Source organism: Paenarthrobacter nitroguajacolicus (assembly GCF_007786235.1).
GTDB lineage: Bacteria > Actinomycetota > Actinomycetes > Actinomycetales > Micrococcaceae > Arthrobacter > Arthrobacter nitroguajacolicus_A.
The window spans coordinates 85,009-100,348 of the sequence record NZ_VNFK01000015.1; the positions used below are offsets into that span (position 1 = coordinate 85,009).

General features: G+C 63.5%; 14 protein-coding genes. 7 read left to right on the forward strand and 7 right to left on the reverse strand.

The genetic code is table 11. The features are described 5' to 3' along the window. The first annotated feature begins 15 nt into the window (after positions 1-15). From FQP90_RS17465 to FQP90_RS17485, 5 genes are all read left to right on the forward strand, one after another. Complete coding sequence (locus tag FQP90_RS17465; protein ID WP_144652339.1) at positions 16-1,119, forward strand: substrate-binding domain-containing protein; 1,104 nt, start codon at positions 16-18, stop codon at positions 1,117-1,119. A gap of 141 nt (positions 1,120-1,260) precedes the next feature. After that, the gene (locus FQP90_RS17470) at positions 1,261-2,574 is read left to right on the forward strand and encodes an ABC transporter substrate-binding protein (protein ID WP_144652340.1); all 1,314 of its coding nucleotides are present in this window, start codon (positions 1,261-1,263) and stop codon (positions 2,572-2,574) included. A 54-nt stretch (positions 2,575-2,628) separates the two neighbouring features. Further along, the gene (locus FQP90_RS17475) at positions 2,629-3,570 is read left to right on the forward strand and encodes a carbohydrate ABC transporter permease (RefSeq protein ID WP_144652341.1); all 942 of its coding nucleotides are present in this window, start codon (positions 2,629-2,631) and stop codon (positions 3,568-3,570) included. Continuing rightward, complete coding sequence (locus FQP90_RS17480; RefSeq protein WP_144652342.1) at positions 3,567-4,478, forward strand: carbohydrate ABC transporter permease; 912 nt, start codon at positions 3,567-3,569, stop codon at positions 4,476-4,478. The genes FQP90_RS17475 and FQP90_RS17480 overlap by 4 nt, the downstream gene beginning before the upstream one ends. Then, positions 4,475-5,479: a hydroxyacid dehydrogenase gene (locus FQP90_RS17485; RefSeq protein WP_144652343.1), complete on the forward strand. Its 1,005-nt coding sequence runs from the start codon at positions 4,475-4,477 to the stop codon at positions 5,477-5,479. Before FQP90_RS17480 ends, FQP90_RS17485 begins: the two co-directional genes overlap by 4 nt. A gap of 81 nt (positions 5,480-5,560) precedes the next feature. Here FQP90_RS17485 and FQP90_RS17490 read toward each other — a convergent pair whose 3' ends face one another. From FQP90_RS17490 to FQP90_RS17510, 5 genes are all read right to left on the reverse strand, one after another. Then, positions 5,561-6,040 carry a hypothetical protein gene (locus FQP90_RS17490; RefSeq protein ID WP_244296821.1) on the reverse strand — a complete coding sequence of 160 codons (480 nt, stop codon included), beginning with the start codon at positions 6,038-6,040 and terminating at the stop codon, positions 5,561-5,563. Then, positions 6,034-7,011 (reverse strand): cation diffusion facilitator family transporter, encoded by a 978-nt coding sequence (locus FQP90_RS17495; RefSeq protein ID WP_167510514.1) that lies wholly within the window; start codon positions 7,009-7,011, stop codon positions 6,034-6,036. The genes FQP90_RS17490 and FQP90_RS17495 overlap by 7 nt, the downstream gene beginning before the upstream one ends. Then, positions 7,004-8,101 (reverse strand): DUF998 domain-containing protein, encoded by a 1,098-nt coding sequence (locus FQP90_RS17500; RefSeq protein ID WP_144652346.1) that lies wholly within the window; start codon positions 8,099-8,101, stop codon positions 7,004-7,006. The genes FQP90_RS17495 and FQP90_RS17500 overlap by 8 nt, the downstream gene beginning before the upstream one ends. Continuing rightward, complete coding sequence (locus FQP90_RS17505; RefSeq protein WP_144652347.1) at positions 8,098-8,523, reverse strand: DUF7793 family protein; 426 nt, start codon at positions 8,521-8,523, stop codon at positions 8,098-8,100. The genes FQP90_RS17500 and FQP90_RS17505 overlap by 4 nt, the downstream gene beginning before the upstream one ends. Before the next feature lie 117 nt (positions 8,524-8,640). Beyond that, positions 8,641-10,056 carry an MFS transporter gene (locus FQP90_RS17510; protein ID WP_144652348.1) on the reverse strand — a complete coding sequence of 472 codons (1,416 nt, stop codon included), beginning with the start codon at positions 10,054-10,056 and terminating at the stop codon, positions 8,641-8,643. A gap of 78 nt (positions 10,057-10,134) precedes the next feature. On the opposite strand from FQP90_RS17510, the gene FQP90_RS17515 reads away from it, so the two are divergent. Both FQP90_RS17515 and FQP90_RS17520 read left to right on the forward strand, forming a co-directional pair. Then, on the forward strand, positions 10,135-11,364 hold the full coding sequence (locus FQP90_RS17515) for a GAF domain-containing sensor histidine kinase (RefSeq protein WP_144652349.1): 1,230 nt from the start codon (positions 10,135-10,137) through the stop codon (positions 11,362-11,364). A gap of 86 nt (positions 11,365-11,450) precedes the next feature. Further along, the gene (locus FQP90_RS17520; protein WP_244296822.1) at positions 11,451-12,941 is read left to right on the forward strand and encodes a polysaccharide deacetylase family protein; all 1,491 of its coding nucleotides are present in this window, start codon (positions 11,451-11,453) and stop codon (positions 12,939-12,941) included. A gap of 64 nt (positions 12,942-13,005) precedes the next feature. Here FQP90_RS17520 and FQP90_RS17525 read toward each other — a convergent pair whose 3' ends face one another. Both FQP90_RS17525 and FQP90_RS17530 read right to left on the reverse strand, forming a co-directional pair. Further along, positions 13,006-14,349 carry a serine/threonine-protein kinase gene (locus FQP90_RS17525; RefSeq protein ID WP_244296824.1) on the reverse strand — a complete coding sequence of 448 codons (1,344 nt, stop codon included), beginning with the start codon at positions 14,347-14,349 and terminating at the stop codon, positions 13,006-13,008. Positions 14,350-14,579: 230 nt separating this feature from the next. Beyond that, on the reverse strand, positions 14,580-15,221 hold the full coding sequence (locus FQP90_RS17530) for a TetR/AcrR family transcriptional regulator (RefSeq protein WP_144652350.1): 642 nt from the start codon (positions 15,219-15,221) through the stop codon (positions 14,580-14,582). Positions 15,222-15,340: the final 119 nt, after the last annotated feature.

Below are 15,340 nucleotides of genomic sequence, written 5' to 3' on the forward strand. Positions count from 1 at the left end.
TAGGCGGACACCTGCATGCTGACCGAGGATCGTCAACAGCTCATCCTGAGGGAACTCGCCCTGAACGGTTCCCTCAATGCCAGCGAATTCGCGGCGAAACTGGGTACCTCCGGGATGACCGTGCGGCGGGACCTTGCGGTGCTCGCGGAGCAGGGCCTGCTGGAAAGGGTCCACGGCGGCGCCATCCCGGTGGGTGGCAAACCGTCCGCTGGACCCGCGACGCAGCCCTCCACATCCTGGCGTCCGGGCGGGAGAAGGCCCCTGGCGACCATCGGGATGATCGTGCCGTCGGCGTCGTACTATTTCCCGGGCGTTATCCGCGGCGCTGAAGCCGCCGCGCAGGAAGCGGGCGTCCGCTTGGTGCTGGGCGTCACCAACTATTCGGACGCGGAAGAGCGGCGGCAGCTGCGGCGGCTCTACGAACACGGCGTGGATGGAATCCTCATCACTCCCAGCGGACAATCGTTGGCAGGTACCGAAACTCTGGAGCTGCTGGCCGAGGCGGAGGTGCCGGTGGTAGTGGTGGAACGGTCCATCGACGACGCCCTGGACCACGGCCGGCTCGAAGCCGTGCGGAGCGACCATGTCCGCGGCTCGGAGATCGCCGTGAACCACCTGTTGGGCCTCGGGCACCAGAAAGTCGCTATTTGCCTGCGTGAGAACAGCCCCACCGCCCCGCAACTCATCGAGGGCTTCCACCTGGCCATGCAACGGGCCGGACATGCCCGCGATGACTCGATGGTGCGTGCCATGTCCCGCGCCCAAAACGATCCCCAGGCCCACCGTGAACTGGTGGACCGGATCCTCGATTGGTGCGCATCAGCGGAGGTGACGGCCGCCGTTGTCCACACCGACGAGGACGCGCTCCAGTTCGTCAGCGCGTGCCTGGAACGGCAGATCCGCGTGCCGGAAGACTTCGCCATCGTCTCCTACGACGACGAGATCGCCGCCCTCGGCGCCGTCCCGCTCACCGCTGTGGCACCGCCAAAATACGACGTCGGCCACCAGGCTTTGGTGATGTGCCTGAGCCGCATCGGGGCGCGGCGCGGAAGCACGTCCGCGCTGCAGCGGGTGAACCTGTCCCCGGCGTTGGAAGTGCGCGGCTCCACGCAGGTGTAACCCCCAGGGCGCCCCGAGCCGATTGTTTATTTCTGTTCACTTTGTTGATGATGTTCATTTTTGTGGATTTCATGGTGGTAGTCCAAAAGTGCCCTCAGAGCACACCACGACTTCGCATCGTGAACTTCAAAGGAGAACAGAATGAAGCGTCGCCAGCTTCTGCTCGGAGCAGTCAGCCTGATGGCCAGTGCCGCCCTGGTCACCGGTTGTGGCAGTACCCCGTCCGCCACGTCCGCCCCCACGGCCACGGAAGATCCCAGCGGCACCATCACGTTCTGGTCGTCCATGGCCGGAATGGACAAGGTGGCCGCCGCGTTCAACGCAAGCCAAAGCAAGATCAAGGTTAACTTCGAAACCATCCCCAACGGTGGTGCCGGCGGTTACGCCAAGCTGTCCACCGCGATCACGGCGGGCAATGGCCCTGATGTTGCCACCATCGAATACCCGCAGCTGCCGCAGTTCGTCAGCAACGGCCAGCTCCAGCCACTGGACGGGCTTATCAACAAGGCCGAAACCGTGGACAAGCTCACGGATGAGACCAAGGCCTTGGTGCAGTTCGGCGACCAGACCTACGCCCTGCCCTATGACGCAGCCCCCATGATCATGTGGTACCGCAAGGACATGCTGGACAAGGCCGGCGTCGGGACACCCAAGACCTGGGAGGACTTCGAAGAAGCCGGAAAGAAGCTCAAGGCCGTTGCGCCGGAGGCCTACCTGGCAAGCTTCAACCCGAACGAAGCAGCACTGACCGCAGCCCTGTCATGGCAGGCCGGGGCAAAGTGGTTCGGCACCGAAGGCGACAGCTGGAAGGTGGGCGTGAACGACGCCGCCACGCAGAAGGTGGCCACGTACTGGCAGAAGCTGATCGACCAGAAGATCGTCAAGGTCCAGCAGTCCTTCAGTGACGAATGGTCCGCAGACTTGGCCAGTGGCGCCGTCGTGGGTGTCCTTGGCGCCAACTGGAGCGCGACCGGCATCCAGAAGCGCACCGAAGCCAGCGGCCAGAAAGGCCAGTGGATCGCTGCCGAGGCCCCCAATTGGGGAACCCCAGCGGATGCGTTCTACGGCGGCTCCAGCTTCAACATCACCAAAAGCAGCAAGAATCCGGCCGCCGCGGCCAAGTTCGTCGAATACCTGGCTACCAGCCAGGACGCCATCAAGGCCCGCGGCAACACCGGTTCTGCCTTCCTGGCCTTCCCGGGGCTGACGCCCGTAGCGCAGCAAGCGTTCGACGCCAGCTACTTCGGCAACGACATCTACGCCGTCTTCGACAAGGCCTACTCCACCATTACCCCGGGCTGGCAGTGGGGTCCCAACTGGGACATCACCAACACAGCGCTGAAGGACGCCTACGGCAAGCTGACCACCGGCGGCAAGGTTCTTGAAGCCGTGGACACTGCCCAGACCGCGACGGTAGCCGGGCTCAAGCAGAGCGGCCTCTCCGTCAAGGAGTAGGCCCGAACGGCGGGGGCTTCGGGACCACGAAGCCCCCGCCCGAGGAGAGTAATCATGGCTACGCAAATACCCACCACAACAGGCGCCGCGAGTACCCGCAAGCAACGCGCAATGTCCGGAACGGGCGGCCGTACGGCGGCACTGTTCCTCACACCATTCTTCGCAGTCTTCGCACTCGCGATGGTGGCACCCGTTATCTACTCGATTGTGCTCAGCTTCTTCGCCCAGCAGAAGTCCGGGCTGGGCTTCGGCGAAGCCAAGACCTCATTCGTCGGCCTCGAGAACTACTTCCAAGTACTGCAGTCGGAGAGCTTCGTGGGCGGTATTGGCCGCCTGGCCATGTACTGCGCGCTCTACATCCCCTGCATGGTGGGCGGCGCCTTGGCGTTCGCGCTCCTCCTGGACGCGGCCGTCGCGCGTGCCCGGAAGCTCTTCCAGCTCCTGGTCTTCCTCCCCCACGCTGTGCCCGGCGTCATCGCTGCCTTGATCTGGGCCTACCTCTACACTCCGGGTGTCAGCCCGATCGTCTCCGTCCTGGAAAGCGGCGGTATTGAACTGAACTTCCTGGACAACCAGATGATTTTGCCGTCCATTGTGAATATCGCAGTGTGGGAGTGGACCGGCTACAACGTGATCGTGCTCTTCACCGCCCTTCAGGCTGTCCCGCGGGAGATCCTGGAAGCTGCCCGCGTGGACGGCGCAGGCGAAATCCGCGCGGCGCTCAGCATCAAACTGCCTTTGATCCTCCCGGCCCTGAGCGTGATCATGTTGTTCACCGTGATCGGCACCCTCCAGCTGTTCACCGAGCCGTCGATCATCTCGAAGGCCACGGCCTCCGTCACCAGCACCTGGGTGCCGAACATGTGGGCCTACGACGCCGCGTTCAACCGGCACAACCTCAACCAGGCCGCAGCTGCCTCCATCATCATCGCGCTCATGGCCGCCGTGCTGTCCTGGGCCGTTACCCGCTTCAGCTCAAGGATGAACAAAGCATGAGCACCTCAACGTTGTCCCGCCCCAGGGCCTCGACCCCCGCCGGGCCACCGAAGAGGCGTCGGGCTGCCCGCAACGGCGGCTTCGCCAGTTCGTTTACCGTGAATGCCCTGCTGATTCTGGGCTGCGCGTACATGGTTCTCCCGGTGGTGTGGTTGTTCTTCGCCTCCACCAAGAACACCGCGGACCTCTACGGAACTGCTGCCTACGCTTTTGGGGAGCCGGCCTTCTTCGACAACATCGCGGCAGTGCTGAACCAGGACGGCGGGGTCTTCCTCCGTTGGATGGCAAACTCCATGTTCTACGCGGCCTTCGGAGCGGTCTTCGGCGGGCTCATCTCCGTCATGGCCGGCTACGCCTTCGACAAGTTCCAGTTCCGCGGCAAGGATTCATTCTTCGGGATCGTCCTGGTAGGCGTCCTGATTCCCAACACTGCAACCGTCCTGCCGATGTACCTGCTGGCCTCGGTGTTCGGCATCACCAACACCATCTGGGCCATCCTCATCCCGGTTTTGTGCAACCCGTTCGGCGTGTACCTGGCCAGGGTCTACTCGGCCGCTTACGTCCCCGCCGAAACCCTCGAAGCGGCCCGCGTGGACGGAGCCGGACCCATCCGGTCCTTCTTCTCCCTGGGCCTGCCCATGATGATGCCCGGCTACATCACCATCGCCCTGTTCCAGTTCGTGGGCGTCTGGAACAACTTCATGCTCCCGCTGGTGATGCTCCAGGACCAGCAACTGCTGCCCGTCAGCGTGGGCATCTCCATCTGGCAGGGCTACTCCATCCCGCAGCCTGAGTTCACCCCCATGGTCATCACAGGATCCCTCCTCTCGATCGTTCCGTTGCTGGTGGCCTTCATCATGCTGCAGCGCTTCTGGAAGTCCGGCCTCACCGCAGGGAGCGTCAAATGACCTTGAATGTCGCCTTGGCCATGCCCGCCCATACGGCACGGGCAGTGTTTCCGCCGCGCAGCCTTGACCCGTTGGAACCAGCCTTGAACCTGCTCAGCCGCGAACCGATCCAGGATTTTGGGTCGGTGCCGGGCCGTTCCATGCTCGCAGAAGCAGACATCCTCATCACCGGGTGGGGCTGTCCGATGATCGACGACGCTGTCCTGGATGCAGCACCCCGCCTGCGGTACGTCCTGCATGCCGCAGGCAGCGTGAAACACCACATCGGCGACGCATGCTGGGAACGCGGCATCCAGATCAGCTCGGCTGCGGATGCCAACGCCATCCCCGTGGCCGAGTACACCGTGGCCATGATCGTCCTGGCCAACAAGCGCGTCCTTCAGATCGCCCGCGCCCTGCACACCACGCGGACCGATGTCCTTGCTGAGCAGCTCTTCCCGGACATGGGCAACTACCGCAAACGCGTAGGAATCATTGGTGCCTCGAAGATCGGCCGGCACGTTATCCGGCTGCTCGCGCCGTATGATCTGGACGTCGTGGTCTCGGACCCCTACCTGTCCCCGGCTGAGGCTGCGGCCCTTGGTGTCGGGCTTGTCAGCCTGGACCAGCTCGTGGCGAGCAGCGACATCGTAAGCCTCCACGCGCCGTCGTTACCCTCCACCAAGAACCTCTTGCACGCCGGACTGATCGAACGGATGCAGCCCGGCGCCACGTTCATCAACACCTCGCGCGGTGAACTGGTGGACCAGGACGCGCTGCTCGTCCGGGTGGAACAAGGTGACTTGTACGCGATCCTGGACGTCACCACCCCGTGGGTGTTGCCCGCCGAATCCCGGTTCTACACGCACCCCAACGTGCTGCTCACCCCGCACGTAGCCGGGTCCCTCGGCAACGAACTCGAGCGGATGGCTGCGAGCGCGGTAAACGAAGCCCTGCGCCTGTCCCGCCGGGAGGAGTTGCGGTTCCGGGTGAAGGCGGAGGATCTCGCCTTCACGGCCTAGGCGAGCCGGCACGCGGCTGACAAAGACGCACGACGGCGACCTCCCGCCGTCGTGCGTTGTGCCGTCCCCGATGTGGGCTGCTTAGCCTGCGTCCTTCTTGGCTTGGCGCTGGGCGCCCTGCGAGCGGCTGGAAGCGTCGCGTTTTACGCCACCGGTGGTCTTCTGGTGGGAGCGGGCGCGGCCCGGACCTGTGGTGGACTTGGCACCGGCACCTGAGGTCTGCGGCCCGGACGACTTCCCGGCAGCGGCGCGTTCCAAGCGCTCATCCTTGAGTTCTTCCGCTGCCTGGTGGGCCACGCGGGCCAGTTCCGTACTCACCATGGAGAGTGCTTCCTCGAACACGAAGGCACGGGCGCGGGCTTTGTCCGATTTGTTGGCGGCAGCTCCGCGCGCGCCGGCTTCCAGCACCTCATCTGCCGCTTTGCGCCGATAATTGGTGGTGTACTTATTGCGGGCCCGCCGCACCCGTTTATGCAGTTTCAGCAGGCCCTCTTCGTCGAGCAGCTCAAGCCTGGCTGGCTCCAATTCGCGAATCAAATCAAGTTGATCTTGCTTCAACACCCACAGATATTGGTCCATTCGCCGATAATTCCATACCTCGTGGCCGAGGGATAGATCCGCCGGCTGCATTCAAAGAGCTCCGGTGATGCAGTGAGCGCCACGTACGCCCAGACCTCGAGGCCCAGAGGTGCGAGTGCGGCCACCACAGCCCGGCGGACGGAGTCTTCCTCACCAACAGTCCAGGCCGACCCGGCAACCACGAAGTCCACCTCAACGTAGAGTTTCCGTCCAACTTTTCCGGATCGAACCAGCGGCTGTTCCAACCCGAACTCGTTCCTGACAGCCTGCACCGCCGCAGTGATGGCCGCGTCGATCTCCTTGGACGGTGCTCCCTCAAGAAGTTCGTTCAATCCGGCCCGAATCAGTCCGATGGGAATGTACGCGAGGATCAGGCAGGCGACCAGGACGAGTACGGGGTCCACATAGAGCGCCACCTCCGCCAGCCCCATACCTTGCAGAACCAAAGCCACGCCGGCGCCCAAGAGCATCATGAGGCTGAGGATGGCTCCCGCCCGCCACTGCGCAATCTCAGCTCCTACCAGGTCCGAGTCCGGTGCCGCGCGACGCATCCACCAAGCAGTCGCGAATCCGATGGCAGCGGTGATCGCCCCATAAATGGCGATGACGGCGGCGCTGACCGGCGAACCGCCGTCGCGAATGACCACCACGGCATCGCTCACGGCCACCAACAGCGTGGCCGCCACAGCGATCCCCTGTATCAGAACCACTAACGGCGTCAGCGCGTCCCGCCCAAAGGGGAAGCGTCGCGTCGGCCCTGCCGCGGAGGCGGAGGATGCCTTCAACGAGATCGCCGACAGCACCAAACCGATTCCCATGTACGCGCCGTCGAACACGATGATCCTGGTCCCGCTGGCAATCCCCAGGATCAGCGCTCCGGCGGCGACCACGGCAGAGGCCCACAACGAAAAGCGCAGGGCCCGTCCCTCCGACCTGAGCTGGCCGTCAGCCATCAGCGGTACCGACAGCCAGGGCATCAAGCAGGCGGATAAAGACGGCGATCCAGCCATAGATGATCACGAAGGCGATGAGTTCAAAGGCAGTCAGGTTGAAGTAGCCCACCGGGAAGAACAGCAGAAGCGACACGATGAGGGCTGCCAGGAAAGCGCTGCAAAGGAAGAAGAAGCGGCGCGGAAGCCCTCGCAAAACGAAGGGAGAGGCAAGGAGCAGGAGGATGAAGACAACGGCCATTCCGGAAGCGAACAGGGTGTGGATCAGGAAACTGACGGAGAGCGGCACCACGCCCACCCCCGCGAGGAGCAGCCCCATTGCCACAAACGCACCCGAGCACAGGCCGGCACTCCACCGGTGCACCAACACGTTTCGCTCGATGAGGGACCTCAGGTCGCGGTGGAGGTACACGGCGAACGTGGTGATGAAGAAGCCGGCAACGATCAGCGACAGATTGAACAGGCCGCTGGATGCGCCGCCCAGGGTGCCGAGCTGGCTGAAGTGGTACTCCCACCATTTCGGGTCCTGCGAGGTAGCCATGCTGGCCACCGTGCTCATCACCATGAAGAGAACCAGGAGGCCGGACAACTTCCGGGTATTGATGTCAGCCACTGAGAGATAGATCCAATACACCGCCAGTCCGCAGGCAACTGCCATTCCCACTGTGGCCGCGTAGATGTCCACGGTGAGGCCCTGAAAACTTCGCTGCAGCAAAAGGAAAGTGGCTACTGTTGCGATGGCCGAGATCAGGGCGTGAACCAGGGCTACTGTTGTTGCGTCCACGATGAACTTCCACGGCGGAAGGCTGAGCCGCCAGCTCTGGTCCGGAAGGTAACGCGAACGCCAGTAGCCAACGAATGCTGCCGCCAGCCCGAGCACCAGGACTGCCCCGGCCGTCACCAACCCCAGGGAGGCGCCTCCCCACAGCGGCGGGGTGCGGCCGAAGAAGATGAGCAATGCTGCCAGGCCTGCAACCACCGCAGCCGAGGCAGCGGCCACAAGCGCCTCGGACTCGGTTGCCACCTCACGCTGGCGTGGCCTGCTGGGGACAGTCGTCGTGCCAGCTGTTCGCCCCACCGTCGGTTGGCTCACGGCGTGGTTCCTCCCAGGGAGCCAGCACGCCCCTTCGGACCATCGGTGGCCGCCTCAGACGGGGCCGTGAGCCACACCATCGCTTCGTCTTCAGAGGTGAAAAAACGAGTAGGGCACGGCGGTTCCTGGACAGCCAGTTGATAGTCGGCGAGCATCCGGTCTACGGGGTTTCTTCCCAGCAACGCGATCTTGGAGGCCGCGCAGGGTTCAACGAAGACGTCCCGGGCTCCACGGCTGAGGTGGCCGGCATCGGCCATGGTCACCAGCAGGGGGTATCGGCGTCCGGCGGCGATTTCATTCACTGCGTCTACCGCTGCCCGGGCATTGTCGGCACCAATGCGGACACCGGGTTTCCAGGCCAAGGACATGACGGAGTCCGCCTCGAATCGGATGACGTAATCGTCGGAGTCCGTCTGAGCCATAGAACTCTCCATCTCTCCTGGGCTGTCCGAAGTGTCCGTTGTACCACGGGCTGTCTCCACCCTGCGCCCGCCGGCGACCTCCCGTCTCCTCCGAAATGAGTGATCTTTGGTGTCCGATCAGCTGGTGGACGACGTGTCCGCGTTTTCACTTTCCGGTTCCTCCACCCCGGCCTGTGCATACGATGCCGACACTCGGCGGTAGACCGGTGTGAGGAAAGCGATGAGTGCCACCGCGATCATGATGAGTCCGGCCACCAGGAACACCAGCGCGATGCCGCGGGAGATTCCCTCGCCCAGCAACGGTTCAAGCTGGGCGGCACCTTCGGACGACCGGGCATACGGGATGATCCAGAACTGGGCGATTGGTGCAATCAGGAATGCGGTTATGGGCGCTGCCGCCGATTCGAAGGCCATGGCGAAACCAAAGACCCTGCCCTGGCGCGGGAGCGGAACAACTTTCTGGATAACGGTCTGCTCGGCAGCCTCCACCACGGGAACAAGTGCCATGTAGAACCAGATGCCCGCGATGTAGAGCCACGCCCACTCGCGCAGGGTGAAAACCGCGCCGAGGACTCCCATCAAAGCGACGGCGATCAGCATGGTCCGCAAGGGGTTGGGCCCAAGCCCGAACTTCCCGATCAGCGCTCCGCCCACGATGAAACCTGTGGCGCCTACCGCGAAGACGGTCCCCCAGATCTCCACGGAGAACATCTCCAGGCCGTAAGGGTCCATCAACGCCATGTAGACGCCGCCGATGAAGTTGTTGAACGTGGAAAAGAGGATCAAGGCGAACAGGCCGGATATTGCCATCACAGCCGCCCAAGACCCACGCAGGTCGAATCCGCCCTGCGCATCCGAGGCCGCTGCCCGCACTTCCTCGGGCAAGCGCAGAGTGAGCAGGTGTGCGAAGGCCAACGCGGTGAGGACCAAAGCCACCACCACGGTCCACCCCATGCCCAGCATTCCCACGGACAGCCCGGACAGGACGGAAGTCACCAGGAACATCAGTCCCTGCACCATGCCCACCAATCCGTTGGCATTCGCCCGACGGTCGGGCTCAATCAGAATGGTGACCGTGGTGGAAAGGGCGATGTTGCGCATGTTCTCCACCACCGCGCCGATCAGGATGATCATGGTGAAGATCCAGAACCAGGGCTGCGTCAGGTCGAGCAAAGCCTCTACCGGGGTCAGGAGGAACATGACTCCGGCGAGGACGAACATCACCAAGGTGAACACTGCGGCGAAGCGCATCACCGCCAGCTTGCGGTGGCGGTCCACGAGCGTGCCGAAACTAATGCTGGAGAGGGCAATCAGCAGCATGTACGCGCCGCCGATAACCCCTGTGGCAATCACGTTGCGCGTCTCCAAGTACACCCAAAAGGTCAAGGCGTACCAGAGGTAGCTGGTGGTGATATTGGCCAAGGCCGTGTTGACCAGGATCCCGGTGAAGGTTCGGGATCGCTGCGCCGGAGTGCGTACGGACAGGTCGATGGCGTCGGAATCCACGGCAGAAGCCGGTTCCTGCTCAGTCATGCGTCCCAGTAAACCACTGCATCCCACAGCCCGGTAGTATCGGCAGGGAATCCTAAAGACGCTTGGGGGAATTGTTTAATGACGCGCGCACAAGGTCAGCTCGCTTTTACCGACGACGTAAGCCGGGACCTGGAATTACAGGAATATGGTTTGGATCCTGCAGTCGATTCCACGCTCCTTCCCAATACGGCTGTCATGAGCGCCCTGCAAAACCTTGTTCGCTTGGCCACCGAGTTGTGCGGCGCTCCTTACGGCGTGGTCAACATCATCAGCGCGGAATACCAGCACCAAATTGGCGCGTGGGGTGTGGAACCCGGAGTCTGCTCGCGAGAAGACTCCATGTGCGCCAAGGTCTTCCTCTCCCGCGAGCGGACAGTCGTCAGCGACGCGTCCCAGGATCCGCGTTTCGCGGACAACCCTTTTGTCACGGGGGAAATCGGCAAAGTCCGCTTTTATGCGTCTGTCCCGTTGCAAACGGAATCGGGCTTTGTGCCAGGAACCCTCTGCGTCTTCTCGGATAAGACGAAAGAATTGCGCCCCGAACAAATCAGCATGCTTGAAGTCCTTGCCAAGCAAGTGGTGGAACTCTTGGAACTGCAGCATCGCACGGTCCAGCTGGACCGCACCTATGCCGAGCTCAAAGACAGCAACGCCAAGCTCGCCGGTTTCGCTGGCCGCGTCAGCCACGATCTCCGCATTCCCTTGACCACCATCCTCGGCTACGTCGAGTTGGTGGAAGACGATCCCGATGTCGAGCCTGGCAGCACGGCCGCCAACTACCTGGACCGCATTGGTGCCAGCGGCCGGCGGATGCTCGGAATGCTGGAGGACGTCCTCAGCTACTCCCGGGTGGGCGGCGGCATACAGCCGGAGCATGTGTCTCTGCGAGAGGTCACCGAGGAAGTTGCAGGTGACCTGGGAATTGAGAATGACGGGATAGTCGACGTCGAAGATCTCACGGTCCGCGCGGACCGTGGACAAGTCCGTACGCTCCTGCAGAACCTGCTCTCCAACGCCATGAACTACCGCAGTCCCGAACGCGACCTCCGCGTCCGCATAAGTGGGGTTTCCAACTACCACGGCGCCACGATTTTCATCGCGGACAACGGCAAGGGCATCAACCCGGAAGACCGGGCCAAATGCCTCGAGCCCTTGGTACGCCTGCGGCGGCAAGGTGATGGCCCGGGCACGGGCCTCGGACTGGCAACGTGCAGGAGCATCGCCAAAGCACACGGCGGCGACCTCACACTGGCTGAGACCCCCGGCGGCGGAACAACAGTGGCCGTCAGCTTTCCCGCGGGGCTCTAGACCGTCCGGAGTGTCTCCCGGTTCCTTGCCATTGCGCCTGTCATCATTCGAGGCATGACGACCTCACATTTCTTGTAGAGGAAACCGTGAAGCGGCCCGCCCCCGTCCGCTCACTCATCGCGATCCCACTCGTGGTCATCGTGCTGTTCCTGGCGGGCTGTGTCCCGATCGCAACGCCGCCGGCACCGGCACCACCAGCTGTCGCGGTCATCGGCGCCGCACCGTCGAAGATCGCGCTGGGGACTCCGTCCACTGAGGCCATGACGACGCGCACGGCAGGACAATCGCCCACGGTGGCGACGTGGCAGTATCTCAGCGGCGCAGAGTCCTTTAACAGGGACCTGGATGCACGGCTGCTCGGCATTTTCGATGCCCGGGCCAGCGGCCGCCATCAACCAGCGGCCCTGTCAGCCACCCCTGGTGCGCTGTTGTCCGACGGAGTGTCGGTCACGCATGAAATCATCCTGGCCACGGGAAACGTGGTGGGCTCCCGATGGGTGCAGACAACAATGGCCAACGGTGTCCGGACTGCGTGGAGGGACCAGATCAGCTACCAGGACCTCAGCACTGGGGCGGTCACTGACAGCGCAGCCTTGATCAGCCCGGCCATGACAGGAACCCTGCGGACAATCCTTGGGGACATCTTCCGTTCCGAGACCCGTGCCCCGACCCCCGGTTCACTGCCCACAGGTTCACTGCCCACAGGTCCGCTGCCCGATGCCGAGCTGCTCACCGCCGTCGCGTTGACCACAACCGGTAATCTCAGCGTGACCATCCACCAAGACCCCGGCACAGGCGTCGCCTTGACCAGTCCGCTCACTGTGGAGCTCAGTGCCCAAACCACGGACAACGTCATCTCACCCGCCGGCCAAGTGCTTCGCAACGCAGTCACCGCGGGAACACCGTTCAACGCCCCACAGCGCACCCCTGACGGCGCGGCGCACATCAACTGCGACCTCGTCCCGTGTGTTGCCCTGACCTACGACGACGGGCCGAATGCCCAAACCACCCGGCTCCTCACCATCCTGGACAAGCACAAGGTGTATGCCACGTTCTTCCAGCAGGGCGGCTACGTCAGGGCCAATCCGGCGGTGGCACAATCCGTGGCGGCAGCGGGCCACAGCATCGCCAACCACACCATGAGCCACCCGTACCTCACCAAGCTTCCGGCGTCAGGCATCGAAAGGGAGGTCCAGGGAGCCCAGGCTGCCATCGAAAAAGCAACGGGTGTGGTGCCGGTATTCCTGAGACCGCCGTACGGTGCAACCAACGCAACAGTTGCCGCCTCCGTGGGCCTGCCGCAGGTCACCTGGGATGTGGACTCCCTTGATTGGCAGTCCAGGAACAAGGCTGTGTTCATCCCCCGGATCATGGGCTTGGTCAAGCCTGGATCGATCATCCTGCAACACGACGTCCACGCGTCCACCGTCGACGGCCAGGCCGAACTCATCACCCAGCTCAAAGGCAGGGGCTATTACTTGGTGACCCTCCCGCAGCTTTTCGCGGGGATCGACCTGATGCCGGGAGCCACCTACAAGTGCCGAGGCGCCGCGGGGGGTTGCGTTCCCGGCCGCTGAACGGCCGGAGGTTAAGTTACGACGGCGGCAGGTCGCCGTCGTACGTCTCTTCCCCGAGCCGGGGCTACTTGTCCTCGCCCTTGCCCTTGGCCTTTTCAGGCTTCTTCTCGCTCTTGCCGTCGCTCTTTTTCTCGGCAAGGTCCTTGCCTGGCACCACCACGGGGGCGGGCGCCTCGACCACGGGAACGGGATCCGTTTGCGGTGTCTCGGGAAGATTGACCACCTCGGCGGGCACAGCTTCGGCAGGTGCCGGCGCCGGTGCCACGGGGGCCACTGGCAGAGCCGGCGAACTTGGCTGGGGCTCCGCCTGGGATATCCCGGAATCTGCAGGTTGGGTGGGATCCGCGGTGTTGCCCGATGGCGCAATTCCCTGGGTGAGGAAGATCAGAGCCAGCGGCACAGTCACGGCCGCAGCGGCGACTGCCCGGACAGTCTTGGGACGCCTCTTGCCGACGGTCCGGAGTCCGCTGATCGCGGCCTGCTTTCGGGTTGGCGTGCGGAAAGGTGGCCGCGACGGCACCGGCGGCAACACCGCGGTCCGCCGGCCCGATTGGATTTTTTCTTCGGCGAGCGCCAGCTCAACGTCTTGGGCACTCGGACGCTTTTCGGGGTCCATGTCCGTCATGGTCTCCAAAAGGGTACGCAGCGGCGCGGGGAGCTCCAGGGGAATCTCCGGAGCGCGGTGCAGGCGGGCAGCGGCGGTCTCGATGGGAGTCCCCGGGTATTCCGCCCTCCCGGTCAGGCACTCCAGCAGCACCAGGCCCAGCGAATAGATGTCGCTGGCCGGAGTCAGGTGCAGGCCCTGGGCCTGCTCCGGGCTGAGGTATTGGGCCGTTCCCACAGTGAACCCCGTGGCGGTGAGGCGGTTGTCATCCATGACCAAGGCGACCCCGAAGTCCGCCAACTTCACGGATTCGGCGAGTTCGCCGTCGTCGGATACCAGGATGTTGGCGGGCTTGATGTCGCGATGGATGACACCGTGCTCATGTACTTGGGACAGCGCCCCGGCTATCCGGCTGCCGATGCGCACTGTTTCCGGCAGGGTGAGGGGACCGTCGGACAGCACGGCGCGCAAGTCATGGCCCTCGGCGAGTTCCATGACCAGGAAGGCACGTTCTTCGTCGTTTCGGGTATCGACGCCCGCGTCAAAGGCAGCAACGAGTCCAGGGTGGTCAAACCCTGCCAGAAGCCGCATTTCGGTTTCCTGGCGTCCACGGAAGGAGTCGTCGCCCGAACCCGGGAGGAAGATCTTGATGGCCACCTCACGGCCGAGCAGCAGGTCCGTTGCCCGGTAGACCGTGGACATGGCGCCGCGGCCCAGGACAGGGCCCATCTGGTATCGGCCGTCCAAGGTGTCGTCGATGGAATCGGGGACGCGGGAGTCCACGGCCTCTTCATTGTTGCCCACGAATGGTCACGCCCTTCAGGCCCACCTGGATACCCCGGACCAATCCACCGTCCGACGTCACCAAGCAATGCCGTCAATCAAACTTCCACGATGGCCGCGCGGCCGACTGCTTCAGCCCCTGGCGGCCCAGGCTCAAAGCCCAAACAGCATCATCCGGTTACACCAGATAAGTCATCAGGATACTTATTAACCACCCACAAGGGCAACGTGGCGATTCATGGACAACTGAATCAGGCGCTATGCAGCCGGTCCACGGCCGCGCGAAGTTGTCCCGCAGGTACCCCCAGGGACCATTCGGCCACGTCCGTGACGAACCGAGTGAACGCCTCATAATCGAAGGCCTCGGCGTTGTTGACGTACGAACCCACGCCGTCAATGGCTACCCAGATCCGAATGCAGGCGGCGAAGGGGTCCTCCACCACGAAGTCCCCGGACCTCACGCCATCCTCGATCAGGGCGGTCAGCCTGGTCCGATCCAAGTGCTCCTGCGCCAAGAGAGCTTCCACGAGGGCAGGTGTGAACCGGCACAGATGCCGGGCGTTGAGCCACAGCCGGGTGAGTTCGAAGGCACCTTGGCCTTCGATGCGCAAGACAAGGTGCGCCATGCGCTCGAGGGGAGTGCCGACGTCGGGGAACAACTCCTCCCGCTCTTCCGAAACAGCGCGGACGAAGGCGGCGATCACCAGGTCTTCGGCGGCGGGATAGTAGTGACTGATCAGCCCGGGCCGCACGCCCAGGCGCTCGGCCACGGCGCGGAGGGTAATCCGCTCCAAGCCCTCATTCAGCGCAATCGAAGCGGCTTCGGCCAGGATCTCGGCACGGCGCTCGTCAGGTAATTTTCGGACGCGTTGCGATGTGGGGCTTGACACCATGCCCCACAGTCTATTGGATTGGTGACCAATAGCACATTGGTCAGGCGACCAATAGCGTCATTGGATCGGTTCCCAACGGTGCGAACCGATCCTTGCCCGAGAGGAACAACGTTGTCCCA

What these genes read in the sequence shown, in the direction of transcription:
- FQP90_RS17470 (WP_144652340.1), top strand. Translation starts at nt 1,261, where the DNA reads ATGAAGCGTCGCCAGCTTCTGCTCGGAGCAGTCAGCCTGATGGCCAGT.
- FQP90_RS17515 (WP_144652349.1), top strand. Translation starts at nt 10,135, where the DNA reads ATGACGCGCGCACAAGGTCAGCTCGCTTTTACCGACGACGTAAGCCGG.
- FQP90_RS17495 (WP_167510514.1), bottom strand. Translation starts at nt 7,011, where the DNA reads ATGGCTGACGGCCAGCTCAGGTCGGAGGGACGGGCCCTGCGCTTTTCG.
- FQP90_RS17530 (WP_144652350.1), bottom strand. Translation starts at nt 15,221, where the DNA reads ATGGTGTCAAGCCCCACATCGCAACGCGTCCGAAAATTACCTGACGAG.
- FQP90_RS17465 (WP_144652339.1), top strand. Translation starts at nt 16, where the DNA reads ATGCTGACCGAGGATCGTCAACAGCTCATCCTGAGGGAACTCGCCCTG.
- FQP90_RS17480 (WP_144652342.1), top strand. Translation starts at nt 3,567, where the DNA reads ATGAGCACCTCAACGTTGTCCCGCCCCAGGGCCTCGACCCCCGCCGGG.
- FQP90_RS17510 (WP_144652348.1), bottom strand. Translation starts at nt 10,056, where the DNA reads ATGACTGAGCAGGAACCGGCTTCTGCCGTGGATTCCGACGCCATCGAC.
- FQP90_RS17505 (WP_144652347.1), bottom strand. Translation starts at nt 8,523, where the DNA reads ATGGCTCAGACGGACTCCGACGATTACGTCATCCGATTCGAGGCGGAC.
- FQP90_RS17485 (WP_144652343.1), top strand. Translation starts at nt 4,475, where the DNA reads ATGACCTTGAATGTCGCCTTGGCCATGCCCGCCCATACGGCACGGGCA.
- FQP90_RS17475 (WP_144652341.1), top strand. Translation starts at nt 2,629, where the DNA reads ATGGCTACGCAAATACCCACCACAACAGGCGCCGCGAGTACCCGCAAG.